25 protein-coding genes are annotated in these 24,916 nt (G+C 74.1%); 12 read left to right on the forward strand and 13 right to left on the reverse strand.

What is annotated here, in order from left to right:
- Positions 1 to 9 precede the first annotated feature (9 nt).
- Complete coding sequence (locus DOO78_RS14025) at positions 10 to 1,446, reverse strand: MFS transporter (RefSeq protein ID WP_207802902.1); 1,437 nt, start codon at positions 1,444 to 1,446, stop codon at positions 10 to 12.
- 121 nt (positions 1,447 to 1,567) lie between these two features.
- Here DOO78_RS14025 and DOO78_RS14030 point away from each other — a divergent pair, with 121 nt between their 5' ends.
- Both DOO78_RS14030 and DOO78_RS14035 read left to right on the forward strand, forming a co-directional pair.
- Positions 1,568 to 2,845: a Gfo/Idh/MocA family protein gene (locus tag DOO78_RS14030; protein WP_111470459.1), complete on the forward strand. Its 1,278-nt coding sequence runs from the start codon at positions 1,568 to 1,570 to the stop codon at positions 2,843 to 2,845.
- An 82-nt stretch (positions 2,846 to 2,927) separates the two neighbouring features.
- Positions 2,928 to 3,116: a hypothetical protein gene (locus DOO78_RS14035; protein WP_243634543.1), complete on the forward strand. Its 189-nt coding sequence runs from the start codon at positions 2,928 to 2,930 to the stop codon at positions 3,114 to 3,116.
- 72 nt (positions 3,117 to 3,188) lie between these two features.
- Here the strand turns inward: DOO78_RS14035 and DOO78_RS14040 are convergent, their stop codons facing one another.
- Together DOO78_RS14040 and DOO78_RS14045 are read right to left on the reverse strand one after the other, a co-directional pair.
- Positions 3,189 to 3,611: a response regulator gene (locus tag DOO78_RS14040; RefSeq protein WP_111470463.1), complete on the reverse strand. Its 423-nt coding sequence runs from the start codon at positions 3,609 to 3,611 to the stop codon at positions 3,189 to 3,191.
- 554 nt (positions 3,612 to 4,165) lie between these two features.
- The gene (locus DOO78_RS14045; RefSeq protein WP_111470465.1) at positions 4,166 to 4,633 is read right to left on the reverse strand and encodes a hypothetical protein; all 468 of its coding nucleotides are present in this window, start codon (positions 4,631 to 4,633) and stop codon (positions 4,166 to 4,168) included.
- Between the two features lie 142 nt (positions 4,634 to 4,775).
- Between DOO78_RS14045 and DOO78_RS14050 the strand changes: the two genes are divergently transcribed.
- Positions 4,776 to 5,771: a Bug family tripartite tricarboxylate transporter substrate binding protein gene (locus DOO78_RS14050; RefSeq protein ID WP_165838891.1), complete on the forward strand. Its 996-nt coding sequence runs from the start codon at positions 4,776 to 4,778 to the stop codon at positions 5,769 to 5,771.
- Positions 5,772 to 5,873: 102 nt separating this feature from the next.
- Complete coding sequence (locus DOO78_RS14055; RefSeq protein WP_111470469.1) at positions 5,874 to 6,710, forward strand: nitroreductase family protein; 837 nt, start codon at positions 5,874 to 5,876, stop codon at positions 6,708 to 6,710.
- Between the two features lie 91 nt (positions 6,711 to 6,801).
- Here DOO78_RS14055 and DOO78_RS14060 read toward each other — a convergent pair whose 3' ends face one another.
- A complete protein-coding gene (locus DOO78_RS14060) occupies positions 6,802 to 7,044 on the reverse strand; it encodes a DUF3072 domain-containing protein (protein ID WP_111470471.1) in 243 nt (80 codons plus the stop codon).
- A gap of 204 nt (positions 7,045 to 7,248) precedes the next feature.
- Here DOO78_RS14060 and DOO78_RS14065 point away from each other — a divergent pair, with 204 nt between their 5' ends.
- From DOO78_RS14065 to chrA, 4 genes are all read left to right on the forward strand, one after another.
- Complete coding sequence (locus DOO78_RS14065; RefSeq protein WP_165838892.1) at positions 7,249 to 8,376, forward strand: extracellular catalytic domain type 1 short-chain-length polyhydroxyalkanoate depolymerase; 1,128 nt, start codon at positions 7,249 to 7,251, stop codon at positions 8,374 to 8,376.
- Positions 8,377 to 8,419: 43 nt separating this feature from the next.
- Positions 8,420 to 9,367 carry an aldo/keto reductase gene (locus tag DOO78_RS14070; RefSeq protein ID WP_111470475.1) on the forward strand — a complete coding sequence of 316 codons (948 nt, stop codon included), beginning with the start codon at positions 8,420 to 8,422 and terminating at the stop codon, positions 9,365 to 9,367.
- 405 nt (positions 9,368 to 9,772) lie between these two features.
- Positions 9,773 to 10,660, forward strand: a complete 888-nt coding sequence (locus tag DOO78_RS14075; RefSeq protein ID WP_111470477.1) for a manganese catalase family protein — start codon at positions 9,773 to 9,775, stop codon at positions 10,658 to 10,660.
- Positions 10,661 to 10,874: 214 nt separating this feature from the next.
- Positions 10,875 to 12,182: a chromate efflux transporter gene (gene chrA / locus DOO78_RS14080; RefSeq protein ID WP_111470479.1), complete on the forward strand. Its 1,308-nt coding sequence runs from the start codon at positions 10,875 to 10,877 to the stop codon at positions 12,180 to 12,182.
- A gap of 29 nt (positions 12,183 to 12,211) precedes the next feature.
- Here chrA and DOO78_RS14085 read toward each other — a convergent pair whose 3' ends face one another.
- The 6 genes from DOO78_RS14085 to msrA all read right to left on the reverse strand — a co-directional run bounded on the left by DOO78_RS14085 (position 12,212) and on the right by msrA (position 17,496).
- Positions 12,212 to 13,138, reverse strand: a complete 927-nt coding sequence (locus DOO78_RS14085) for a sensor histidine kinase (protein WP_111470481.1) — start codon at positions 13,136 to 13,138, stop codon at positions 12,212 to 12,214.
- 342 nt (positions 13,139 to 13,480) lie between these two features.
- Complete coding sequence (locus DOO78_RS14090; RefSeq protein ID WP_111470483.1) at positions 13,481 to 14,422, reverse strand: sterol desaturase family protein; 942 nt, start codon at positions 14,420 to 14,422, stop codon at positions 13,481 to 13,483.
- Between the two features lie 7 nt (positions 14,423 to 14,429).
- Positions 14,430 to 15,218 carry a polysaccharide deacetylase family protein gene (locus DOO78_RS14095; protein ID WP_111470485.1) on the reverse strand — a complete coding sequence of 263 codons (789 nt, stop codon included), beginning with the start codon at positions 15,216 to 15,218 and terminating at the stop codon, positions 14,430 to 14,432.
- Positions 15,215 to 16,303: a YncE family protein gene (locus DOO78_RS14100; protein WP_111470487.1), complete on the reverse strand. Its 1,089-nt coding sequence runs from the start codon at positions 16,301 to 16,303 to the stop codon at positions 15,215 to 15,217. The genes DOO78_RS14095 and DOO78_RS14100 overlap by 4 nt, the downstream gene beginning before the upstream one ends.
- A gap of 88 nt (positions 16,304 to 16,391) precedes the next feature.
- Positions 16,392 to 16,826: a peptide-methionine (R)-S-oxide reductase MsrB gene (gene msrB / locus DOO78_RS14105; RefSeq protein ID WP_111470488.1), complete on the reverse strand. Its 435-nt coding sequence runs from the start codon at positions 16,824 to 16,826 to the stop codon at positions 16,392 to 16,394.
- Between the two features lie 94 nt (positions 16,827 to 16,920).
- Positions 16,921 to 17,496, reverse strand: a complete 576-nt coding sequence (gene msrA / locus DOO78_RS14110) for a peptide-methionine (S)-S-oxide reductase MsrA (RefSeq protein ID WP_111470489.1) — start codon at positions 17,494 to 17,496, stop codon at positions 16,921 to 16,923.
- A 151-nt stretch (positions 17,497 to 17,647) separates the two neighbouring features.
- Here msrA and DOO78_RS14115 point away from each other — a divergent pair, with 151 nt between their 5' ends.
- Together DOO78_RS14115 and DOO78_RS14120 are read left to right on the forward strand one after the other, a co-directional pair.
- Positions 17,648 to 18,013, forward strand: coding sequence for a Lin0512 family protein (locus DOO78_RS14115; protein ID WP_111470490.1), 366 nt, complete (start codon positions 17,648 to 17,650; stop codon positions 18,011 to 18,013).
- Positions 18,010 to 18,351, forward strand: a complete 342-nt coding sequence (locus DOO78_RS14120; RefSeq protein WP_111470491.1) for a Lin0512 family protein — start codon at positions 18,010 to 18,012, stop codon at positions 18,349 to 18,351. The genes DOO78_RS14115 and DOO78_RS14120 overlap by 4 nt, the downstream gene beginning before the upstream one ends.
- 43 nt (positions 18,352 to 18,394) lie before the next feature.
- Here DOO78_RS14120 and arsC read toward each other — a convergent pair whose 3' ends face one another.
- The gene (gene arsC, locus DOO78_RS14125) at positions 18,395 to 18,754 is read right to left on the reverse strand and encodes an arsenate reductase (glutaredoxin) (protein WP_111470492.1); all 360 of its coding nucleotides are present in this window, start codon (positions 18,752 to 18,754) and stop codon (positions 18,395 to 18,397) included.
- Positions 18,755 to 19,152: 398 nt separating this feature from the next.
- On the opposite strand from arsC, the gene DOO78_RS14130 reads away from it, so the two are divergent.
- Together DOO78_RS14130 and mtgA are read left to right on the forward strand one after the other, a co-directional pair.
- On the forward strand, positions 19,153 to 19,728 hold the full coding sequence (locus tag DOO78_RS14130; RefSeq protein WP_111470493.1) for a DUF1349 domain-containing protein: 576 nt from the start codon (positions 19,153 to 19,155) through the stop codon (positions 19,726 to 19,728).
- A gap of 70 nt (positions 19,729 to 19,798) precedes the next feature.
- The gene (mtgA, locus tag DOO78_RS14135) at positions 19,799 to 20,491 is read left to right on the forward strand and encodes a monofunctional biosynthetic peptidoglycan transglycosylase (protein WP_111470494.1); all 693 of its coding nucleotides are present in this window, start codon (positions 19,799 to 19,801) and stop codon (positions 20,489 to 20,491) included.
- A gap of 48 nt (positions 20,492 to 20,539) precedes the next feature.
- Here the strand turns inward: mtgA and DOO78_RS14140 are convergent, their stop codons facing one another.
- A complete protein-coding gene (locus tag DOO78_RS14140) occupies positions 20,540 to 23,707 on the reverse strand; it encodes an efflux RND transporter permease subunit (RefSeq protein ID WP_408887576.1) in 3,168 nt (1,055 codons plus the stop codon).
- The gene (locus tag DOO78_RS14145) at positions 23,704 to 24,903 is read right to left on the reverse strand and encodes an efflux RND transporter periplasmic adaptor subunit (protein ID WP_111470496.1); all 1,200 of its coding nucleotides are present in this window, start codon (positions 24,901 to 24,903) and stop codon (positions 23,704 to 23,706) included. Before DOO78_RS14145 ends, DOO78_RS14140 begins: the two co-directional genes overlap by 4 nt.
- Positions 24,904 to 24,916 lie beyond the last annotated feature (13 nt).

Raw genomic sequence — 24,916 nt, forward strand, 5'->3', positions numbered from 1 at the left:
CAAGCGCGCCTATTCCCCGGCCGCTGGCAGCGGCCGCGGCGCGGGCTCCGGCGTATGCAACTCGCGGTCGATCGCCTCGATCGAGCGCCCCTTCGTCTCGATGCCAAGGAGGAGGTAGACCGCGCCGGCGAGCACGAACCAGGCGGCGAGGTAGAGGAAGGCCGGGAGGATGTTCTCGACCGTCGCCTCCGGCTTGATGACGTTGTCGCTGCCGACGACGAGCGCCAGGCCGAGCGGCCCGATCACCTTGCCGATGCCGCCGAAGCCATAGGCCGAGCCCATGCCGGAGGTGCGCAGATGCGCCGGCCAGACCTCCGCCGCATAGGGGCCGACCACCGCGAAGCCGCCATCGGCGAAGAAGAAGGCGGCGATCAGCAGCAGCCAGAGCGCCGAATAGCCGAACCACATCTGATCGTGATAGAGGCCCGCCAGCGCGATCATCAGCGCCGCGCCGAAGCCGAGCAGGCCGCCGGCGCGGCGCCGGCCGATGCCCTCCGACAGCAGCGCGAAGCTGATGCGGCCGACCAGGCCGCCGAGCGTCAGGCCGATCATCAGCTTCGAGGCCTGGGCCGGCGGCACGTGCAGGATCAGCATGAAGAGCGTCGGCGCCCAGAGCGTGACGCCATAGACGCCGGTCTGCGCGCCGAGATTGCCGAACCAGGAGACGACCAGGCTGCGCGGGTAGCGGAACAGGTCGGTCCAGCGCGTCGGCGTCTCGGCCACCTCCTCCGGTCGCGGCAAGGGCAGGCTCTCCGGCGGCACCTCCAGCGCCCAGGCGAGGGCGCGGCGCGCCTCCTCGGCACGGCCCTGGCGGGCCAGCCAGCGCGGCGATTCCGGCACCCAGAGCCGCACCAGGAAGACCAGCAGCCCGGGCAGCACGCCGGCAGCGAAGAGGCCGCGCCAGCCGATGCTCGGCGTCAGATAGGCGCCGAAGAGCGAGCCGAGCAGCACGCCGACGGGGATGAACACCGTCACCAGCCCGCCGATCAGCCCGCGCTTGCGGGAGGGCATGAACTCTTGCACCAGCGGCAGGTCGACGCAGTAGAGCCCGCCCACGCCGAAGCCGACGACGAAGCGCAGCACCGTCAGGTAGACCCACCCCCCATCGGGCGTGAAGGCGAGCAGGCCGGTGGCGAGCGAGAAATTCAGGATGGTCAGGGTGAAGACCGGCCGCCGGCCGATGCGGTCCGCCATCCAGCCCCAGAGATAGGCGCCGGCGATCGCGCCGAAGCCGGAGGAGAGCAGGATGATGGCCGACTGGCCGAAGGTCAGCCCCCAGGGGCCGACCACGAAGGCCAGCACGAAGCCGATCAGGAAGTAGTCGAAGAATTCCAGCATGTCGCCAAGCACGGCGGCCAGGACGATGCGCTTCTGGTTGCCGGTCAGGCGCGAGCGGCGGTCGAGTTCCTCGAACATGGACATGTCCTCCGCGACCGGGCCCGACATCCCGCATCGCTGATGGGGCGGGCCGTCTGCGCGGCCCTGGCATCAGCGTCGGACGACCGACCACATACCGTCAACCATGAGCTGGGCCGGGCGTTGGCGGCCGGTCGATGGGAGAGGCGGGATGGCCGAGGGCAAGACACGGCGCGGGATCATGCAGGCGGGCGGGATCGCCGCCGCCGGGCTGGCCACCGGGGGCGCCGGCGCGCCGGGCTATCCACCTCCCTCGCCGCTCGATACCGGCGGCGTGCGGGAGGGGCGCGTCGCCTTCCCGCCCTGGCGCGGCGAGGCGGACCCGCCGGGCGAGCCGCCGCCGGCGCCGCTGCCGCCCGGGGAGCGGGTCGGCTTCGCCATCATCGGCCTCGGCCGCATCAGCCTCGAGCAGGTGCTGCCCGCCTTCGCCGAATGCCGCCTGGCGCGGCCGGTGGCGCTGGTCAGCGGCTCGCCGGAGAAGGCGGCGCTGGTGGCGCGGCAATGCGGCATCCGGCCCGAGGCGGTGCACCCTTACGCGCAATTCGAGCGTCTGCGCGACGATGCGGCGGTGCAGGCGGTCTACATCGCGCTCCCCAATGCCATGCACCGGGAGTTCGCCGAGCGCGCCGCGGCCATCGGCCGCCATGTGCTGACCGAGAAGCCGATGGCGACGAACAGCGAGGATTGCGCGGCGATGATCGCCGCCTGCGCCCGCGCCGATGTCCGGCTGATGGTCGCCTATCGCTGCCAGTACGAGCTCGTGAACCGCGCCGCCATCCGCCTCGCCCAGTCGGGCGAGCTCGGGCGGCTGCGCTTCCTGCAGGCGATGAACCTGCAATCCAACGGCCCCGGGCCGCAATGGCGCTACAGCCGGCAGCTCGCCGGCGGCGGGGCGCTGCCGGATATCGGCCTCTACTGCCTCAACGCCGCCCGCTACCTCAGCGGCGAGGAGCCGGTCGAGGTGGTGGCGCAGGCCTGGAGCCCGCCCGGCGATGCCCGCTTCGCCGAGGTGGAGGAGAGCATGAGCTTCACGCTCCGCTTCGCCTCCGGCTTCCTGGCGCAGGCGCAGTCGAGCTACGGCGCCTATCAGGAGAAATCCTGCCGCCTTGCCGGCGAGCGCGGCAGCCTGCTGCTCGAGGACGCCTTCGCCTATCGCGGCCAGCGCCTGCGCCTGTTCCGGCGCGAGGGCGAGTCCGGCATCGACCAACGGGTGCAGATCCAGCCGCGCAACCAGTTCGCGCTCGAGCTCGATCACATGGCGCGGTGCGTGCGCGAGGCGCGGCGGCCGCACACGCCCGGCGAGGAAGGGCTGCGCGACCAGCAGATCATGGAGGCGATCGGCCGCTCGGCGCTGCATGGCCGGCCGGAGGCGATCCTGCCCCTGCCGGCGGACAGGCCGGTGCGGGGCCCCGCGCCCGATCCGGTATGAGACGGTGCTCGTGATGACGCTTCAGGCGAACTCTCGCGCGCCTCGCACGCTTTCCCGCCAACGCAACGTGACGGAGATGATGATGCGTGCGCTTACCCTCGTCCTGCCGGCCCTGCTGATGCTCGGCCTCGCCGCCTGCCAGCGGGAAGGCCCGGCCGAGCGCGCCGGCCGCAACCTCGACAAGGCAGGGCAGTCGGTGCGCGACGCCGTGGATCCGCCGAAGGGCCCGGTCGAGCGCCTCGGCCGCTCGGTGGACCGCGCGGTCAACTGATCCGGCCGCCCGTCCGGTCCGGGTGCCGGCACCCGGATGGGCGGGCTACCGGGGCGGCGACCGGCACGTCAGTCAGACATGCCGGTCCGCATCGCCGGCCCGCAGCAGCGGCTCATGTCCGGCATCCGGGCCGATCATGTCGTGCAGCACCGCCGCGGCGAGGGACGGCGTGAAGGGCTTGGCGAGGAAGCGGGAGCCATCCACCGCCTGCCCCTCCTCCGCGCCGCCATAGCGGCCGGAGGCGTAGACGACGGGCAGCTGCGGCCGGATCACCCGCGCCGCCCGGGCCAGCGCGAAGCCGTCCGAGCCGCCTGGCAGGTTGATGTCGGTCAGCATGGCGGCGATGTCGCCTCGGTCGCAGACCAGCGTCAGCGCCTCCTTCGCATCGGCCGCCTCCAGCACCTCGAAGCCGCCATCGCTCAGCGCATCCACCAGTGTAAGGCGAACAAGAAAATCATCCTCGACCACGAGCAGCACGGGTGGTTCGGCCTGCATTCCCTGGGTTCCCCCTGCCTCGCCCTAGGCAAGCGCCGTTATCCGGCTCCGTTGCCCTTCGGCGGTGTGACGAGCGCGTGACTGCGCCGCCACCTCTGCGTCCATTGCATGATCGAAAAATCGGCTCCGAAGGCTATCCGCTGCCAGGCCGAAGGCGACATGTCGCCGCTTTTCAGCCTCTCTTCAGCAAACTTACGGATAACTTTCTATGGCATGAGCGCGTCGCGTGCATCCTCACGCTCGTGTACTCTTAAGAAGATGTGATCCTGCCGCTCTTCCCGCATGTGTGGTGCATGCCGCGCGACGATTGCAGTGCATCAATTCGGGACGAGCGCGTCACCGCATGAGATCGCGCCCCTCCCCGCGCCGCCGCCCCGATCCCTCCGGCGTCCGCGGTGACGATGGCGAGACAATGCGTTTTTAGGTATAAATTCGCTCTCGAACCTGGTGCGGTACCGGATGATGCGACCAGCAGGCGCGTCGCGCTGGGGTGCCGCACGCGGACCAACCCCCGGCCATCCCAGCTCAGCTTCCACGGGCCGCGCGCGCCCGGGTCAGCCGGTCTCGCGGCGATGCAACTGCACGCAGAGGGGCACGGCCGGCGCCGCCGGCCCGCGCGGCCGCGCCGCGACGCGGCGCCGGCCGGCGGCAGGCGCCGCGTCCCGGCGCAGGCCGGTCAGGCAGGGCTGGCGCGGCGCCTGCACCACCGGCGCCAGTCGGAAGGCATGGGTGATGCGCGGCACCGCCGCCGGCTCCTCTGGGAGACTGGGCGGCAGGCTGGGCAGCAGCCGTGGGGCCGCCCGTCGCGCCGGCGGGCGGTGCGGCGTGGCCTTGACCAGCACCGGGGCCCCGGCGGCCTGCGCTCCGCCGCCCAGCGGCAGGAGGGGCAGCAGCAGCGCCGCCGCGGCGAGCAGCAGCACCCCGGCCCCGCGCGCGCCGGGCTTCGGGCGCGGGGGCGCCGCAGCGGAACGCCGGGCCCCGTTCTCCGCCCCGTTCGCCGCCCCGTTCTCTGGCCAGGCCATGGCAGACGTCATCGCCGCCGGCTATCACGCGGGCCGGCCAGGGGCAATCGCGGCGTTCCGCCCGGCGGGGGCGCCGCCATCCCGGCCGCCGCAAATCCGACCAGATGCGCCGGCACCCTGCCGCGGAGTTCGGAGTGAAGCCATGCGCCGCCTGTCCCGCCGCGCCCTCGCCGCGACCCTGCCGGGCCTCGCCGCCTCGCCGGGCCGGGCACAGCCGGTGGCGGCGGCCTATCCGGCGGCGCCGATCACCCTGGTCTCCCCCTTCTCGCCCGGCGGCGCGGCCGACCTGGCGGCCCGGCTGCTCGCCCGCCACGCCCCGCCCCACCTGCCGAATCGGCAGGCGCTGCTGCTGGTCGAGAACCGGGCCGGCGCCTCGGGCGCCGTCGGCACGCAATTCGTCCACCGGGCGAAGCCCGACGGGCTGACCCTGCTGCTGGCGCGGGTCGCCTCCGCCGCCATCCTGCCGGCCATCGATATCCGCACGCCCTATGCCTGGGACGAGTTCACCATGCTCGGCCTGCTGGAGGACACGCCCTTCGTCGTCTGCGTCCGCGCCGACGCGCCCTGGGACCGGCTGCAGGACCTGCTGATCGTGCTGCGCGAGCAGCCGGGGCGGATCGCCTTCTCCACCACCGGGCCGGCGACGATCCAGGATCTCGGCATGCGCCACCTCTTCGCCACCGCCGGCCTGCCGATCGATGCCGGGCTCGCCATGCCCTTCCGCGGCGGCGGCGAGGCGGTGGCCGCGCTGCTGGACGGCCGGGTGCAGCTGCTCGGCACCAATCTGAACGAGGCCTTGCCGGCGCTGCAGGATGGCCGGCTGCGCGGCCTCGTCATCGGCACCCCGGAGCGGCTGCGGGTCCTGCCGGCCGTGCCCACGGCGCGGGAGGTCGAGCTGCCCGCCCTGGTCGGCGTGACCGGCTGGAGCGCGCTCTTCGCCCCGCCGGCGCTGGCGGAGCCGGCGAGCCAGGCCTGGGTCGCCGCCCTCGCCGCCCTGCGCGGCGACGCCGCCTGGCAGGCGGCGGTGCGGACCACCGGCGGCATCCCGCGGCTGCTGCCGCCCGAGGCCACCCGCGACTATGTCCGCAGCCAGGTCGCGCTCTACCGCGAGCTCGGCCGGCGGCTCGGGCTCATCTGACCGCGCCGCGCCGGGGGGGGGCGTTCAGCCGCCGGCGCAACCGCGATAGGCTGCGGCGACGGGCGCCCGGCGGATGGGCGCGGGCGGAGAGGAGTGCGGGCGATGGATGGAACGACCGGGGCGGAGACCCTGCAGGCTTCGGCGCTCGCGGCGCGCTACGGCGCGGCGGCGCCGCCCGCCGGCCCCTGGAACGCCACCATCGCCGGGCTGCTCGGGCACCGCTCGGTGCGCGGCTACCGCCCCGACCCGCTGCCCGCCGGCACGCTGGAGACGCTGGTCGCGGCGGCGCAATCCGCCGCCACCTCCTCCAACCTGCAGACCTGGTCGGTGGTGACGGTCGAGGATCCGGCGACGCGCGCGGCGATGGCCGAGATCGCCGGCGGCCAGGCGCATATCGCCGAATGCCCGCTCTTCCTCGTATTCCTCGCCGATGTCTCGCGCAACCAGCGCCTGGGCGAGGCCGAGGCGCGGGCGCTGGAGGGCCTCCCCTATCTCGAGACCTTCCTCGTCGCCGCCATCGACGCGGCGCTGGCGGCGCAGAACGCCGTGGTCGCGGCGGAGAGCCTCGGCCTGGCGACGGTCTATATCGGGGCGCTGCGCAACGACCCGGCCCGGGTCGCCGCGTTGCTCGGCCTGCCGCCCGGCGCGGCCGGCGTCTTCGGCCTCTGCGTCGGCTATCCGAAGCCCGGGGCGGAGGGCGAGGTGAAGCCGCGCCTGCCGCAGGCCGTGGTGCTGCATCGCGGCCGCTACGACGCCGCGGCGGAGCCGGCGGCGCGCCGGGCCTACGATGCCGAGATGACCGGCTTCTCGCGGCGGAACGAGATGGCGGCGGATAGCTGGACGCAGCGGGTGATCGCCCGGATCGGCACCGTCCGGGCGCTGCGCGGCCGCGACCGCCTCGCCGCCACGCTGCGCAGCCTCGGCTTCCCGCTGCGCTGAGCCGGCCGGGCCGCTTCCCGGTCGAGCGTTTCCACCCGGCCGGGATCGGCTCTGGACCGCGATCCGCTCACGCGGGTTCGCGGGCCATGGCCTAACGGCCGCGCCCGGTCTTCTCCTGCAGCGCGTCGATGCGGCGGGAGGCCTCGGCCTTGGTGAGCTCGGGGTCGAAGGCCTCGCCCGCCTCCTCGCTCAGCGTCTTCAGGTAGCTCGCCTGGGCGCCGGTCATGCGCTCCTCCCCGGTGGTCCAGTCCGCCGGGTCCTTGATGGTGTTGGAGCCGGGCTCCGGATCGCGCTTCGGGTTCTCGTCCTGTTGCGGCTGCGGCTGCTTCGCCATGTCGGATCTCCTGCCATGGGCGGTCTGTTCGCTTAACGTTCACGCAGACACCCTGGTTCCGACCCGGCCGCGCCGCCATATGCTGCAATGCAGCATGACATTTGCCGCATTGCAGCGAACCCCTCGGCCCATCGGCACGCTGAGGCCCGCGGCTGCTCCCCTAGCCCCATGCCCCGGGCCGCGGCCCCTGGAAGGACCTCGACCTTGTCCCAGCCCCGATTCGACCTTGCCGACCTGGTCCGGCGCAGCCAGGCGATGGCGCGCGGCGCCGGCCTCGGCGGCTTCGCCGGCCCGCCGGATGTCGGCGCCCTGCGGGAGGTGCCGGAATTCGGCAGCAATCCCGGGCAGCTCCGCATGCTGGATTACGTGCCCGATGGCCTGCCGCCCGGGGCGCCCCTCGTCCTGGTCCTGCATGGCTGCGGCCAGACCGCCGCCGGCTACGACCGCGGCAGCGGCTGGTCGCAGCTGGCGGCACGGCACGGCTTCGCCCTGCTCTTCCCCGAGCAGCGCCCGGCCAACAACCCCAATCGCTGCTTCAACTGGTTCGAGCCGGGCGACACCCGGCGCGAGGGCGGCGAGGCGGCCTCGATCGCGCAGATGCTGGAGGCGATGCTGGCGCGGCACCGGCTGGACCCGGCCCGGGTCTTCGTCACCGGCCTCTCGGCCGGCGGCGCCATGGCCTCGGCGATGCTCGCCACCCATCCCGAGCGCTTCGCCGCCGGCGCCATCATCGCCGGCCTGCCCTATGGCGCGGCGCAGTCCATCCCGGAGGCCTTCGAGGCCATGGCCACCGGCCGCCCCCGCCCGGCCGCGGCCTGGGCCGAGGCGGTGCGGCACGCCTCGCCGCATCGCGGCCCCTGGCCGCGCCTCTCCATCTGGCAGGGCAGCGCCGATGCCACGGTGCGGCCGGTCAATGCCGAGCAGATCCTGGCGCAGTGGCTCGGCCTGCACGGCCCGGCCATCGCCGCCGAGGCCGAGTCCGCGCCCGGGCCGGGGCACCGCCTCCGCCTCTGGCGCGGCCCGGATGGCAGGCCGCTGCTCGAGCTGCACCTGATCGAGGGCATGGGGCATGGCGTGCCGATCGCGCCGGGGACCGCGGCGCCCGCCTCGGGCGAGCCGCCGCTCGGCGAGGCCGGGCCCTACATGCTCGATGTCGGCATCGCCTCGACCGCGGCGATCGCCGGCTTCTTCGGCCTGGTCGGCGCGACGCCGGCCGCGGGCGGGGCCGCCGGCCCGGCGCCCGGGCCCGCCGCCCCGGGGCTGCTCGGCCGGCTCGATCCGCGGCCGCTTCTGCACCGCCTGTTGCGGGCGACGGGGCTGCTGGACCGCTGACGCGGCCCCGCGCATCCTGCGCGGCATCCTCGGAGGCAGACCCATGGAGCACCGCACCCTCGGCCGCAGCGGCCTCACCGTCCCGCCCATCGTCTTCGGCGGCAACGTCTTCGGCTGGACGCTCGACAAGGCGGCCTCGCACCGCATCCTCGACCAGCTCGTCGAGGTCGGGCTCACCGCGATCGACACCGCCGACATGTACTCCGTCTGGGCGCCGGGGAATCAGGGCGGCGAGAGCGAGAGCATCATCGGCGAGTGGCTCGCCGCGCGCGGCAACCGCAGCAAGGTCACGATCTTCACCAAGGTCGGCATGAAGATGGGCAGCGGCGAGGAGGGGCTGTCGCCGGCCTGGATCAGGAAGGAGGTCGAAGCCTCCCTCAAGCGTCTCAGGACCGACGTGATCGATCTCTACCAGGCGCACAGGGACGATCCGGAAACGCCGCTCGAGGACACGCTCGGCGCCTTCGCCGAGCTGGTGAAGGCCGGCAAGGTGCGGGCGATCGGCGCCTCCAACTACACCGCGCCGCGGCTGCGGCAGGCGCTCGAGACCAGCGCCCGGCTCGGCCTGCCGCGCTACGAATCGCTGCAGCCGCACTACAACCTGATGGAGCGCGCCGGCTTCGAGGCGGAGCTCGGCCCGCTCTGCGAGAAGGAGGGGCTCGGCGTCATCAATTACTACGCGCTGGCCTCCGGCTTCCTCTCGGGCAAGTACCGGTCGGAGGCGGATTTCGGCAAGAGCGCCCGCGGCGGCGGCATGGCGAAATACCTGACGCCGCGCGGCAAGGCGGTGCTGGGCGCGCTCGACGCCATCGCCGGCGAGCTCTCGGCGACGCCGGCGCAGGTGGCGCTCGCCTGGCTGCGCGCCAAGCCCGCCGTCACCGCGCCGATCGCCAGCGCGACCAGCGCCGAACAGGTGGCGGATCTGGTCAAGGCGGCGACGCTGGTGCTGCCGGCCGAGGCGGTGGCGCGGCTCGACGAGGCGAGCGCCTGACCCTCCCGATGCCGACGCTCCCGATCCGGCGGCAGCGCCGGATCGGATGACGATGCGGACCACGTGGCCGCGTCACGCGCATCACCACGCGGCCGCGCGACGTTCTTGACCGCGCGGCCAAGCCGCTTTTCTCCGCGCGGCCGAGCCGCTTTTCTCCGCGCGGCCGAGCTATTTTTCTCCCGCGCGGCCGAGCCATTTTTCTCCCGCGCGGCCGAGCCGCGACGCAAGCCGCCGGCAGCGGCGCCGGCATCGCGGACGCGTCGCCGCACGGCGCGCGGCACGGCGGCGAAAGCGCGAGCGATGCCGCACGCTTTCGGGAGAAGCCGGCGTCATTGCCGCGTCGCGCCCGAACTGCCTCCCCGTCCGGCCTGTTGGCACGCGGTCACCCGCATCCAGGACGCCCGCATGTTCTACACCGATGGCAAGCTGCAATACCCCGTCCGCGTCGAGACGCCCAATCCGATCTTCGCCCGCGCCCTGCAGCAGGCGATCGGCGGCGTGGAGGGCGAGATCCGCGTCATGATGCAGTATCTCTTCCAGGGCTGGGGCAGCCGCGGCCCAACGAAATACCGCGACATGCTGATCAACACCGGCACGGAGGAGATCGGCCATATCGAGATGCTCTCGACCGCCGTCGCGCTGAACCTCGAAGGCGCGCCGCTGTCGATGCAGGAGGACGCGGCGAAGGATGGCGTCGCCGGCGCCGTGCTCGGCGGGATGAACCTGCGGCACATCCTCTCGACCGGCCTCGCCGCGACGCCGGAGAACTGCAACGGCGTGCCCTTCAACGCCAGCCATGTCTATGCCAGCGGCAACATCGCCGCCGACATGTACGCCAACGTCGCCGCCGAGGCGACCGGCCGCGCCCTGGCGGTGCGCCTCTACGGCATGACCGACGATCCCGGCATGCGCGACATGCTCTCCTTCCTCATCGCGCGCGACACCATGCATCAGCAGCAATGGCTCGCGGTCATCGAGGAGCTGGGCGGCGACACGGCGCAGCTGCCGATCCCGAACAGCTTCCCGCAGAGCCAGGAGGCGAACCGCTTCTCCTACGCCTATTTCGGGCACCGCACCGACAAGCGCTTCCCGATGGGGCGGTGGACGGAGGGCGCCTCGCTCGACGGCAAGGGCCAGTTCGAGCCGATGATCTCCGAGCCGCTCGGCGAGGCGCCGTCGCTGGCGCCGCCGCGGCCGGATGGCGGCGCGCAGCGGGAGCAGCTCCAGGGCGGCCCGGCGAACCCGGCCGCGGCGAACGACGCGACGCGCGGCGGCGCCCCGAACCTCGCCTGATATCCGGCGCAGGTGCCGGGCAGCCGCGGAGGGACGGCGCCCGGCCGCGCCCTGCCATCGGGACAGGCCAGCGGGACAGGCCAGCGGGACAGGATCACCGGCGGCCGGTATGACACGCCCCCGCAGCGTCAGGGCAGAAGGGGGACAGCATGATCCGGCCGGCAACCACGGCAACCGGCGCGGCGGCGTGAGCAGCGCCCCGGCGCCCGTGCCCATGCCCGTGCCCCTGGCCACGGCGGCGCGGCTCTGGCTGCGGGCCGGCGGCCTCGCCTTCGGCGGCCCGGCGGCGCAGGTCGCGCTGTTGCACCGCGTGGTGGTCGAGGAGCGGCGCTGGCTCTCCGAGGCCCGCTTCCTGCAGGCGCTCGGCGTCTGCCGGCTGCTGCCGGGCCCGGAGGCCCCGCAGCTCGCCATCTGGCTCGGCTGGCTGCTGCACGGCGTCCCGGGTGGCCTTGCGGCCGGGCTGCTCGTCCTGCTGCCCGGGGCGCTGGCGATGCTGGCGCTCGCCGCCCTCCATCTCGGGCTTGGCGCGGTGCCGGCCGTCGCAGGCCTGGTCTACGGCCTGCAATGCGCCGCGCTGGTGCTGGTGGCCGAGGCGCTGCTACGGCTGGCGCGCCGCAGCCTGCGGCGCCCGCCGGCCCGGGCGCTCGCCCTCGCCGCCTTCCTCGCGCTCGGCCTCTTCGGCCTGCCCTTCCCGCTCGTCATCCTCGCGGCCGCGCTGGCCGGCCTGGCTTGGCCGGCGGGCTTCGTCGCCAGCGGGCCGCCAACCTCGCTCGACCGGCTGCTGGCTGCGGCGCCGGACCGCGGCCTGCGCGCCGCCGGCCCGGCGCGGTGGATGGGCCTCGGCGTGCTGCTGCTCTGGCTCGGGCCGGTGCTGCTGCTGGCCGGGCATCCGCCCTGGGGCGACCTCGCCTGGTTCTTCGCCAGGCTGGCCGTCGTCAATTTCGGCGACGCCCATGCGGCGCTCGCCTATGTCGCGCAGGAGGCGGTCGATCGCCACCACTGGCTGAGCGGCCCGCAATTGCTGGCCAGGCTCGGCCTGGCCGCGGCCATGCCGGGGCCGCTGCTCCCGGTGCTGCAATTCGTCGGCACCCTCGCGGGCTATGCGGCGGGCGGCGCGGCGGGCGGGCTCGCCGGCGCGGCGCTGGCGCTCTGGATGAGCGCCCTGCCCTGCCTCGCCTGGGTCCTTCTCGCCGGGCCGCCGCTCGAGCGGCTGCGGGACGCCGCGCGGCCGAAGGCGGCACTGGCCGCGGTGATGGCCGCGCAGGCCGGTCTCCTCGCCAGCCTGGTGCTCTGGTTCGGGCTGCGCCTGCTGTTCGGGGCGCTGCGCGAGGTGCCGCTCGGGCCGGCGCGGCTGGAGCTGCCGGTGGCGGCGAGTCTCGATCCCGTGGCGGCGCTGCTGGTCCTGCTGGCGGCGGTTTGCCTCTTGCGCATGCGCGTCCCGCTCGCCTGGAGCCTCGCCGCCACCGCCCTCGCCGGCATGGTGCTGCGGCTGGCCTTCGGCTGGTTGCTCGGCCGGCCCTGAGGCCGGGAGGGGGAGCAGGAAGGCCGGCGCTACCCCTCGCCCTGGGCTGCCCGCCGCTCGTCGCGCGCCGGCGGCTCGATCCGCTCCGCCGCCGGCGCCTCGCGCGCATCCGGGTGGTGCTCGGCGGCCACCGGGAAATGGAGCGTGCAGAGCGTGCCGCCGACCTCGCCGCCGCGCAGCTCCAGCCGTCCGCCGAGCTGCCCGGCCAGGGCCTGCACCAGCCGCATGCCGCTGCCCCCCTCGGCCGCGGCCCGCCGCTCGCCGGCGAGCCCGATGCCGTTATCCGCGACGGTCAGGCTGTACTCCCCGCCGCCGCGGCGGAAGCCGACCCGGACGATGCCGCCCCGCTGGTGGGGGAAGGCGTATTTCAGGGCGTTGGTGACGAGCTCGTTCACCACCAGGCCGAGATCGGCGGCGACCGCGACGGGCAGCGGATGCGCCTCGGCCTGGGCGGTGAGGGCGACGCCGCTCTCCGGCACCAGGGCGGCGCCGAGATCCTCGACCAGCCCCTCGAGGAAGGCGCGGCTGTCCACCTTGCCGCCGTTCCGCCGCGTCGCCAGGCGGCGATGCACCCGCCCCAGCACCTGGATGCGGCCGGCGGCCTGCAGCAGCGCCGGCGCCGCGGCCGGGTCGGCGCCGGCCTGGGCCTGCAGCAGACTGATCAGGCGCTGCATGTCGTTGCGGATACGGTGGGACATCTCCTCGAGCAGCAGCCCGCGCTCGCGGGCCACCGCCTCGGTGCCGCGCAGCCGGCCGGAGAGGCGGGCGAGCCGGCCGCTGAGCAGGGCGATCGCCACCGCCAGCGCCTTGGCGAGGGCGAACCATAGCACGCCGCGCAGCAGCTCGCCCAGGCCGAGCGTGCCGGCCTCGGCCGCCGGCAGCAGCAGCCAGATGAAGCCGGCCGCCGCGGCGGCGAGGCCGGCTCCGAGGCCGAGCGCGAAGGCCAGCGCGGCCACCGCCGCGAGCAGCAGGAGCTGCCCTTCCGCCGGGCCGAGGCTCGGGATGCCCGCCAGGCCCAGGCCGACGGCCAGGGCCAGCCCACCCCCCGCCAGGATGCGCAGGATCGGGTTCCAGGCCCTCCGGTTCCAGGCATTGGGCCTGCCCGGCGGCGATTTGGCGGATGGCGGCAGGGTGGAGTCCTCAGCGGGGCGCCCGGCATGGGGCGGGAGGCTGGCCTCCCCTTACCGTGAAACGCAGAAGGGACACGCGGGCTGCCGCGACAATTCCATAAAATTGGCTGCTGCCGCCCGCGCTCCCGGCCGGACGGCGCCTGGACCCGCCTGCGGCCCCGCCGCGCCTCAGCGGCCGGCGAGCGCGCCGAACATGCGCCGCAGCCCGATCGCCTGCTGCCGCAGCCAGCCCCCGCTCGCCAGCGCCTCCGGCTCCTCCGGCGTGCCGGTCGGCGGGAAGACGCCGCGCTGGAAATCCGCGGTGCCGAAGAGCCAGTCCCAGACCGGCAGCAGCACCGCGTAGTTCTTGCCCTGCGCCCCGGCCGAGAGCGGCGCGTGGTGCAGCCGGTGGAAGCGCGGCGAGACCAGCAGCCGCTCGCCGAGGCGGCCGTAATGCAGGCGGACATTGGCGTGGCTGAGGCTCTCGGCGAGGCGGAGCAGCAGCACGATGAGCGGGAACTGCCCGGGCGGCACGCCGATCAGCAGCGCGATGGCGCCGAACCAGACCGCGGCCAGCACGTCGTCGAGCACGTGGTTGCGGTCGTCGGTCCAGAAGGTCATCTGCCGCTGGGCGTGGTGGATGGCGTGCAGCGCCCACCACCAGCGCAGCCCGTGCTGCGCCCGGTGCCGCCAGTATTCGGCGAAGTCGAGGATGACGACATAGGCGGCGAAGGCGAGCAGCGGGTGGTCGCGCAGCGCCGGCAGCAGCTCCTCAAGCGTCGGCGGCAGCAGCCCGGTCTCGGTCAGCCAGGCCTCCCAGGCGGTCTGGGCGGAGGCCAGCAGGATGAAGGCGAGCAGCGGCAGCAGGCCGAGGCGGCTGAGGAAGGTGTAGAGCATGTCGGTCCGCACCGCCCGGCGGTCGGTGCGCGGCTCGACCGGCCGCCAGGCCTCGAGCGGCCGGCACACGGCCACGACGACGAGGATGCCGAACAGGCCGAAGAGCGCGAAGTCGAGCCAGGCATAGGCATCCTCCGCCCAGTCCATCAGCCCGAGCGCATAGAGCAGCGGCTGCAGCGCATGCTCGAAGAGCCAGCCGGTGAGGCCCGCATAGAGATCGGCGATGCGGCTCATGCCCGGCCTATGACATCCCGCCCGGGGCGATCCCCTCGGGCGGCAGGAGGGCGAAGCAGAAGCCGCGCGCCTGCAGCCCGGCGATCACCTCCTCGAGCACCTGCGCGAAGGGCTCGCGGCGGCTGCGGACGCCCCAATGCATCACCACCACCTCCCCATCCCGGGTGCGGGCGATGGCGCGGCGGGCGAGCTCGGCATTCGGGTGCTTCGCGCTGTCGAGCTCGTCGCCCCAGAAGCCGTTGCCGGTCCAGCCCTGGTGCCGCAGCCCGCAGGCGGCGGCCATGGCGAGGGCGTTCGGCGTGGTGATGCCGCCCGGCGCCCGCCAGAGCGGCAGCACGCGCGCCTCCGGCGCCATCTCGCGCAGCCGCTCGATCGGCCGGCGCAGCTCGGCGCAGAGGCCCGGCCCGTCCAACACCACCGCGCCGCCCGCCTCGCCGCCCCCGCCCCGGGCGACGTAGCGCACCCGGCCGGGCGCCGGGTCGCCGCGGAAATACCAGTGGCGCCAGGTATGGCTGGCGAAGGCATGGCCCTCGGCGGCGCGGGCGCGCCAGAAGGGCGCCCAGGCCGCGTCGAGGGTGCGGTCGCCGCGCCAGCTCGGCTCGTCGGCGAGGAAGAGCGTCGCCACCACCCCGCGCCGGCGCAGGATGGCGGCGATCGCCTCCGCCTCCCGCCCCCAGCCGGTATCGATGGTGAGATGCACCACGCCGCGGCAGCCGGCCGCGGGCGCGGCGGCCTGCGCCGCCACGGGGGCCGCGAGCGGCAGCGCCGCCGCGGCGAGCAGGGCGCGGCGCCTCATCGGCTCCAGAGGCGGCGCTGGCTGGCGGGGCGGGCGGGGGCCGCCGGCTCGGGGCGCACCGGCACCTCGTCCTCGGTCTGGGTGAGCGGCGCCGCGGCCGGCTGCGCCTCCACCGGCGCCGTGTCCGAGACCGTGAGCGGCGGCAGCGGCGTCGCCCGCTTCTCGACGAAGATGCCGTGCGGCGAGCGGCCGACCGGGAAGCTGTCGGTCTCGCCGGTGGCCGGGTCGATGATGGCGACCCGGGCGATCCAGCGCAGCGTCACCCAGAGCCGGCCTTCCGGGTCGAAGGCGATGCAGTCCGGCCCGCCGGGCAGCGGCCAGACCGCCTTCGGGTTCAGCGTCTCGGCATCGAGCACGGTGATGCGGCTGTCGACCCGGCTGTTCACGTAGAGCAGCTTGCGGTCCGGCGAGGGAAAGACGGTGTGCGCCCCCCGCCCGGCATAGATGGTGCGCTCCACCTTGCCGTCCGCCGGGTTCACCACGGCGATGTGGTCGGAGCCCATGATGCCGACGAGCAGCCGGCCGTTGTGCCAGGTGACGCCGGCCGGCTGCGGCCCGACATCGGCGGTCCAGAGCGGCTTCTGGGTGGCGAGGTCGATCGCCATCAGGCCGCGGGCGCCCTGCAGGGTGACGAAGGCGGTGCGGCTGTCCGGCGTGTAGGCGAGGTGGCTCGGCTTGTCCGGCACCTTCAGCCGGGCGAGCAGGGTGCGGCTCGCCGCCTCGTAGATGTCGACCTGGTCGCGGCGCAGGCTGGTGACGACCAGCAGCCTGCCGTCCGGGCTGAGCTCCATGTGGTAGGGGTTGCTGAACCGCTCCCGCCGCAGCACCGTCGCCGAGGCCGGGTCGATGGCGATCAGCTCGTTGCCGCCGCTGTCGCCGACCAGCAGCTCCCGGCCATCGGGCGAGAGGATGAGGTGATGCGCCTCCCGCAGCACCGGGATGCGGCGCACCTCCTCCCGCGTGGTGCTCTCGATCACGCTGATGGAGGCGTCGGCGCTGTTCAGCACATAGACGAGGTCGGCCCGGGCGCCGGCAGGCACGAAGCCGGCCAGGCCGAGGCAAAGCGCGAGGCAGGCGCGCCGCATGGTCCGGACATCCCAAAACTACGGGCGGGAAAATCCCCCCGCCCGCTCGCACATGCAAGCAATCATCGCCGGCGCGGGCGAGGATTGATCAGTCCGAGCCCGGCTCGAATTTCATGGCCACGCCATTCATGCAATAGCGCTGCCCGGTGGGTTGCGGCCCGTCCGGGAAGACATGGCCGAGATGCCCGCCGCAGCGGGCGCAATGCACCTCGGTGCGGACCATGAAGAGGCTGCGGTCGGTGGTGGTCTCGACCGCCCCCTCCTTCGGCGCCCAGAAGCTCGGCCAGCCCGAGCCGCTCTCGTACTTGGTCGCGGCGTCGAAGAGCGGCTGGCCGCAGCCGGCGCAGGCGAAGGTGCCGGGGCGCTTCTCGGCGTTCAGCGGGCTGCTGCCCGGCCGCTCGGTGGCGTGCTGGCGCAGCACCCGGTAGCTGTCGGGCGGCAGCTCCTGGCGCCACTCGGCATCGGGCTTGGCCACCGGATAGGGCGCCTCGGGCGCCTCCTTGTCCTTGCGGAAGAGGGACATCGGCATTCCTTTCCTCAAACGCTTGTCTCTTGAAACGCCCATCGGGGCCGTCGCTGCCCCTTGCCCTGCCGCGAAGCGGTGTCGCGGGGCCTTCTCAGGCCGCCGGCCGCTTCAGCCGGTCGGCATAGAGCTTCCTGAACTTCGCCACCTTGGGGGCGATGACCACTTGGCAATAGCCGCTCCAGGGGGTGCGGGCGAAGTAGTCCTGGTGCTCCGGCTCGCCCGGCCAGTAGCGGTCGAAGGGCACCAGCTCGGTGACCAGCGGCGCGCCCCAGAGGTCCTGCGCCGTCACCTCGGCCATCACCCGCTCCGCCGCCGCCTTCTGCTCCGGCGAATGGTAGAGGATGACCGAGCGGTATTGCGGCCCGACATCGTTGCCCTGGCGGTCCTTGGTGGTCGGGTCGTGGATGGTGAAGAAGACCCGCAGCAGGTCCTCGTAGGAGAGCTGCCGCGGATCGAAGCTGACCTGCACCACCTCGGCATGGCCGGTGCGCTTGCCGCAGACCTGCTCGTAGGTCGGGTTCTCCACATGGCCGCCGGCATAGCCGGAATGCACCCCCGTCACGCCCCGGAGGTCGCGGAAGACCGCATCCAGGCACCAGAAGCAGCCGCCGCCCAGGGTTGCAACCTCGGTGGTGGCCTCGGCATGGCCGCTCTCGGTTCCGCTCATGCTCACTCCTCTCCCCTTGCTCTCCCATAGATAGGACGCCGAGGCCGGCGGTGCAGCGGCCGCATCCCGGCCCCTCGCGGCCCCAGGGCATGGACGGCGCCGGCCCCAGGGGCGAGACTCGCCGCCAGGCAGGGTCCGGGGAGGGTCGCAGATGGCCTTGAAGCGCATGGTGCTGCAGATCGGCATGGGCACCGATATCCGCGGCGGCGAGCCGACCAAGGCGGCGGTGCGGGCGCTGCGCGACGCGCTCTGGCACAATTCGCTCACCGTCACCCATGCGCTCGGCGTCGATGTCGATTCGATGCGGGTGAAGGTGACGATCGGCGTGCCGCATCCGGAACAGGTGGACCATGCCGCCGTGCTGGCGGCGCTGCCGCATGGCACCGGCACGCTGGAGGTGGTCGCGGGCGGCCTCGAGATCCCGACCGAGGATGGCCGCGGCGTCACCCTGCTCGCCCAGGCGGCCGCCGAGGTCTTCCTCGACCTGCCCGAGGCGGTGGCGGGAGGCCGGCCATGAGCACGCCCCGCCGCGTCATCCTCGAGCTCGGCACCGGCAACGACCTGCATGGCGGCGACTACACCAAGGCGGCGCTGCGGGCGGTGCAGGACGCGCTGCACCACTCCTCCCTCTCGATGCTGCGGAGCCTCGGCATCGACCCGGCCGCCATGCTGGTCGAGGTGACCATCGGCGTGCAGCGCCCCGAGCGGGTGGAGGCGGAGCGGGTGCGCGCCTCGCTGCCGCATGGCCAGGTGACGGTGCGGGTGGTCCGGGGCGGGCTCGACGTGCCGGATCCGGGGCGCGACGACCCGGCGGTGATCGCCAGCGCCGCCCTCGCGGTGCGGCTGCCGCTATAGGGCGTGACCCACACGCCCCAGCCCCGCCGGGCGAGCGGCGCCCTCAGGCGCCCGGCAGGATCTCGCGCAGCCGCTCGGCCGGGCGGCAGAGCCGCGTGCCGCCGGGGGCGATCACGAAGGGCCGGTTGATCAGCACCGGATGCGCCAGCATCGCCTCCAGCAGCGCCGCCTCGCCGAGCCCCAGATCGTCGAGGCCGAGCTCGGCGCAGAGCGGCTCCTTGGCGCGCAACGCCTCGCGCACCGTGAGCCCGGCGGCGGCGATGGTCGCCCGCAGCGTCTCCCGGTCGGGCGGCGATTGCAGGTAGGGGAGGATGCGCGGCTCGATGCCGGCGGCGCGGAGCATCGCCAGGGCGGCGCGGGAGGTGCCGCAGGCCGGGTTGTGCCAGAGGATGACGTCGCTCATGCGGGCCCCTTGCCGTTCCTGGCGGCCCGCCGCCCGAGGCAGGCGGGCGAGCCGCCCCGGGCGCAGTATCGCCCGCCTGCCTCGGGCGGTCACGCCGGGGCTGTGCGCCGGAGCACAGCCAGACTGTCGGGATTCCGACAAGGATGCCGTTGGGGCGACACTACCCCTCCGCCTCGGGACTGGCATTTCAGATCGCCGATCCCGGCCCGCCGCCGCAGCGGGGGGCCGAGGCCGGATTTCCAGACAGGGCATTGCGTCCGGAGTGCATTGGGCCGCTGCGGCCGCCCCCCGGGGCCGACCGCAGCGGTCGCTTGCCTGCGCGCCGGCGATGCTCCCTGCCGCTTCGCCCGGCGCCGCGGCCATGCGATGCTCCGCCGCGGCATGCCGGGGAGAGGTCGATGTTCGCCGAGGGACGATGGCTGAACGAGCCCGCCGCCTGGCGGCGCGAGGACGGGCAGCTTGGCGTCGTCACCGATCATGGCGGCGATTTCTGGCGCGAGACGCATTACGGCTTCACCCGCGACAGCGGGCATTTCCTCGGCCTCCCCGCCCCGCCCGCCTTCACCGCGACGCTGCGGGTGCGGGCGCGCTACGAGAGCCTCTACGACCAGGCCGGCCTCATGCTCCGCCGCGACGCCGCCACCTGGCTGAAGGCCGGCGTCGAATGGTCGGATGGCGAGGCGCTGCTCGGCAGCGTGCTCACCCTCGGCCGCTCCGACTGGGCGACCGGCCCCTGCCGCGGCGACCCCACGGATATGCGCCTCCGCCTCACCCTGGCCGACGGCGTGCTGCGGCTGCAGGCCTCGGCCGATGGCCGGCGCTGGGCGCTGCTGCGGCTCTGCCCCTTCCCCGCCGAGGGGCCGCTGCTGGTCGGGCCGATGTGCTGCACGCCGGAGCGCGCCGGGCTGCGGGTGCGGTTCAGCGAGTTCGCCCTCGGCCCACCCATGGACAAGGCGCTGCACGACCTGTCGTGAGGCCGCTGCCCCTACTTCTGGCCCCACTTCCGGCCCCACCCCTGCCCCTTCCCCTTCCCCTGCCCGCCTGATGCGCCTGCGTCCCGCCCTCCCCCGCAGCCTGGGGCGCCTGCTGCGGATCCTCGCCCTCGCCCTGCTCCTCGGCCCGCCTGGCCTGATCCTCGTCGTCCGCGTCCTGCCGCCGCCGGCGACGCCGCTGATGCTGATCCGCCTCGTCCAGGGCCATGGGCTGCACAAGGACTGGGTGCCCTATGCGGCGATCGCGCCGGCCCTGCCGGACGCGGTCATCGCCGCCGAGGACAACCTGTTCTGCACCGAGGCGCTCGGCTTCGACCTGGCGGCGCTGCGCGGCCAGGTGGCGGCCTGGTGGCGGGGCGAGCGGCCGCGCGGCGCCAGCACCCTCACCATGCAGACGGCGAAGAACCTGCTGCTCTGGCCCGGCCGCGACCCGCTGCGCAAGCTGGCCGAGGCCTGGCTGACGCCGCAGATCGCCCTGCTCTGGCCGAAGCGGCGGGTGCTCGAGGTCTATCTCAACATCGTCGAGTTCGGCCCCGGCCTCTACGGCGCCGAGGCGGCGGCGCAGGCCTTCTTCGGCAAGCCGGCGCGGCTGCTGACGCGGCACGAGGCGGCGCGGCTGGCCGCGGTGCTGCCGAGCCCGCTGCGCTGGTCGGTGGCCGCGCCGGACGCGGCGCTGCGTGCCCGCACCGCCCTGATCGAGCGGCGCGTGCCGCAGCTCGGCCCGCTGCTCGACTGCGCCCGCTAGGGCATTGCGCGGCGTTGGGTCGCGCGCGTCACGCTCCGGCGCCCGGCCTCACTGCCCCTTGCGGCGCATCTCCCGCAGCGTCGAGGGCGCCGGGCCGACGAGCCGGCGGATCATGATGTAGAAGACCGGCGTGAAGAGCAGGCCGAAGACGGTCACGCCCATCATGCCGAAGAAGACCGCGCTGCCGACGGCGCGGCGCATCTCGGCCCCGGCGCCGCTGGCGATCACCAGCGGCAGCACGCCGAGGATGAAGGCGAGCGAGGTCATCAGGATCGCCCGCAGCCGCAGCCGGCAGGCCTCGACCACCGCCTCGACCGGGCTCATCCCCTCCTCCTCCTCGCGCTGCTGGGCGAATTCCACGATCAGGATGGCGTTCTTCGCCGCCAGCCCGACCAGCACCACGAAGCCGATCTGGGTCAGGATGTTCACCTCCTGCCCCAGCAGCCGCAGGCCGAGGGTGGAGGCGAGCAGGCACATCGGCACGATGAGGATGACCGCGAAGGGCAGGCTCCAGGAGCCGTATTGCGCCGCCAGCACCAGGTAGACGAAGAGCACGCAGAGCGGGAAGACCAGCAGGCCGGCATTGCCGCTATGGGTCTGCTCGAAGGAGAGGTCGGTCCATTCGAAGCCGATGCCGTCCGGCAGCACCCGCCGCGCGACGCGCTCGATCGCCGCATTCGCCGCCGCCGAGCCGAAGCCGGGGCGGATCTCGCCCGCCACCTCGGCCGCGGGGTAGAGGTTGTAGCGCGGCACCCGCTGCGGCCCGGTGACCTCGCGGAAGGCCATGACATTGGCGAGCGGCACCATCGCGCCGGCCTCGTTGCGGGTGAAGATGCGCGCCAGGTCGGTGTCGAGCCGGCGGAACTCGGGCGCCGCCTGCGCCAGCACCCGCCAGTTGCGGCCATAGGCGGTGAAGTCGTTGATGTAGGAGGTGCCGAGCAGCGTCTCGATGCTCTGGCTGAGGCGGGCCACCGGCACGCCGAGCATCTCGATCCGGGCGCGGTCGACATCGACCGCGATCAGCGGCGAATCGATGCGGAAGGGCGTGTAGGCGCCGGCGATGCCGGGCAGCTGCCGCAGCGCCGCGGCGAGGTTCCCGGCCGCCGCGGCCAGCACCTCCGTCCCCCGCCCGGTGCGGTCCTCGAGCCGGAGCGCGAAGCCGCCGCTGCCGATGCCGGGCACCGCCGGCGGCGGGATGACCAGCACCGCGGCCTCCTGCAGCACGGCGAGGCGCTGGCGCAGCTCGCGCATGATGCGCTGCGCCGTCAGCCCCTGCGGCAGCCGCTCGCTCCAGGGGGCGAAGACCGGGGTCAGCGTGCCCTGGTTGCTGCCGGCGGTGTTGGTGGCGCCGGAGACCCCCGCGAGCGCCGAGACGCTGGCGATGCCCGGGATCTCGCGGGCGATGCGCGCCGCCGCCTCGACGGCCGCGGTGGTGCGGGCGAGCGAGGCGCCGCCCGGCAGCTCGAGCGAGACGGTGGCGTAGCCGCGGTCCTGCGCCGGCAGGAAGCCCTGCGGCGTCGAGACCAGCAGCCAGCCGGTGCCGAGGATCAGCAGGGCGTAGAGGCCGAGCATCGGCAGCACATGCCGCACCAGCCGCCGGGTGAGCGCGGCATAGGCGCGCGAGAGCCGGTCGAAGCCGCGGTTGAAGCGGGCCAGCAGCCAGCGCAGCAGCCGCGCCGGGCCGTGCCGGCGGGGCGGCGGATGCACCTCGTGGCGGCGGAGGATCAGCGTCGCCAGGGCCGGGCTGAGGGTGAGCGAGCAGAAGCAGGAGAGCGCCGTCGCCACCGCGATGGTGACGGCGAACTGCCGGAAGAAGCGGCCGGTGATGCCCTCGAGGAAGGCGGTCGGCACGAAGACGGCGCAGAGCACGAGGGCGATCGAGACCAGCGCGCCGCCGACCTCCAGCATGGTGGTCGCGGCCGCCCGCCGCACCTCGGGATCGGTGCGGAGATGCCGGTCGACATTCTCCACCACCACGATGGCGTCGTCGACCACGATGCCGACCGCCAGCACCAGGCCGAACAGCGTCAGCACGTTCAGGGTGAAGCCGAAGGCCATCATCACGCCGAAGGTGCCGATGAGCGAGACCGGGATGGCGAGGATCGGGATCATCGCCGCCCGCCAGTTCTGCAGGAAGAGCAGGACGACGCAGACGACGAGGAAGATCGCCTCGGCGATGGTCTGCACCAGCTCGCGCACGCTCTCGGCGACGAAGCGGGTCGGGTCGTAGGCGATCTCGGCGCGGATCCCGGCCGGGAAGCCGGCGGTGATGGTCGCCAGCCGGTCGCGGATCTGCTCCGCCGTCGCCAGGGCGTTGGAGCCGGGGCGCTGCGTCACCGCCAGCGCCACCGCCGGCCGCCCCTGCAGCGTGCTCGCGGTGGTGTAGGAGGCGGCGCCGAGCTCCACCCGGCCGATATCGCCGAGCCGCAGCAGCCTGCCATCGGCGCCGGCGCGGATGACGATCGCCTCGAACTCCGCCGGGTCGGAGAGCCGGCCGCGGAAGATGAGGTTGGGCTGGAAGGCCTGGTCGGCCACCGGCGGCTCGGCGATCTGCCCGCCGGCCACCTCGGCATTCTGCGCCTGCACCGCCGCGATGACGTCCTCGGCGATGACCTTGTTCGCCTGCATCCGGCCGGGATCGAGCCAGACGCGCATGGCGTAGTCGCGCGCCCCCTGCATGTCGATGTCGCCGATGCCGTCGATCCGCAGCAGCTCGTCGCGCACCTGGCGCAGGGCGAAATTCGAGACGTAGAGCTGGTCGTAGCTGGCATCGGGCGAGCTGACGAAGATCACCATCAGGCGGTCGGTCGCCAGCTTGCGCGTGGTCACGCCCCAGCGCCGCACCTCCTCCGGCAGCCGCGGCAGCGCCGCCGCCACCGCCCCCTGCACCAGGATCTGCGCCCGGTCGGGATCGGTGCCGAGGCCGAAGGTGACGACGAGGTTCATCCGCCCGTCGGCGGTGGATTGCGAGGACATGTAGAGCATGCCCTCGGTGCCGTTCACCTCCTGCTCGATCGGCGTCGCCACGGTGTCGGCGACCACCTGCGCCGAGGCGCCGGGATAGCCGGTGGCGACCACCACGGTCGGCGGCACGACATCGGGGTATTCCGAGATCGGCAGCGAGAGCATGGACAGGCCGCCGACGATCAGCAGCACCAGCGACATGACGCAGGCGAGGACCGGCTGGCGGACCGAGAGGACGCCGAGATTGCTCAGGGCCGAGCCTCCCTGGCCGCGCCGCCCGGGGTGGGGCTGGCCGGGGTGGGGCTGGCCGGGGCGGGGCTGGCCGGCGCCGGCATCGGCCGCACCGCCAGGCCGGCGCGGGCCTGCATCAGGCCGTTGACGACCACCTGCTCGTCGCCCTCGAGGCCGGCGCGGATCACCCGCAGGCCGCCCTCCAGCGGGCCGAGCGTGACCGGCCGGGCGAGCAGCACGTTCTGCGGCCCGAGCACATAGACCACGCGCCGCGACTGGTCGGTCGCCACCGCCGCGTCGGGCACCAGCAGCGCCTGGTAGGGCAGGCTGGCGACCAGGCGGAGCCGGGCGAAGACGCCCGGGGAGAACCGGTCCTGCTTGTTGTCGAAGCGCGCCCGCAGCCGGATGGTGCCGGTGCCGGGATCAGCCTCGTTGTCGACGAAGACCACCTTGCCCGGATGCGGGAAGTCGGCCTCGTCGGCGAGGGCGAGCTGCACCGGGTTGGCCACGTCGCGCGAGGAGGGGCGGCCGCCGGTTTCGGCCATGCGGGTGTAGCGCAGCGCCGCGCCCTGATCGATGTCGAAGACGACGTCGATCGGGTCCATGGTGACGATGGTGGCGAGCAGCGTCGCCGAGCTGGCCTCGCCGCCCGAGACGAGGTTGCCGGGGCTGACGAGATGGCGGCCGATGCGGCCGGTGAGCGGCGCCCGGATCTCGGTGAACTCCAGCTCGAGCCGCGCCCGCTGCAGCGCCGCCTCGGCGCCGGAGACCCCGGCGCGGGCCGCCTCCACCGCCTGGCTGCGCTGCTCGAGATTGGCCTCGGAGCCGGCGCGGTACTGCAACAGGCTGCGGGCGCGTTCCAGCTCGCGCTCGGCCAGGGCGAGCTGCGAGCGCACGCCGACCAGCCGCGCCTCGGCCTCGGTGACGGTGGCGCGGAAGGGCCGCGGATCGATGCGGAAGAGCAGGTCGCCCTGCTGCACCACCTGGCCATCGGCGAAGCTCACGGCGTCGAGATAGCCGCTGACGCGGGCCCGCAGCTCGATCCGCTCGGTGCTGGCGAAGCGGCCGGTGAACTCGTCCCAGTCGGTGATCTCGCGCCGGACCGGCGGCATGACGCTCACCTGCGGCGGCTCGGGCGGCGCCGTCTCCTCCTGCCGGTCGCAGCCGGCGAGCAGCCCGGCCGCGAGCGCCAGCGCCTGAAGCCAGCCATGCCGCATCGCCCCTCCCCGC

This window comes from Roseicella frigidaeris (assembly GCF_003258945.1).
Taxonomy (GTDB): Bacteria; Pseudomonadota; Alphaproteobacteria; order Acetobacterales; family Acetobacteraceae; genus Paracraurococcus; species Paracraurococcus frigidaeris.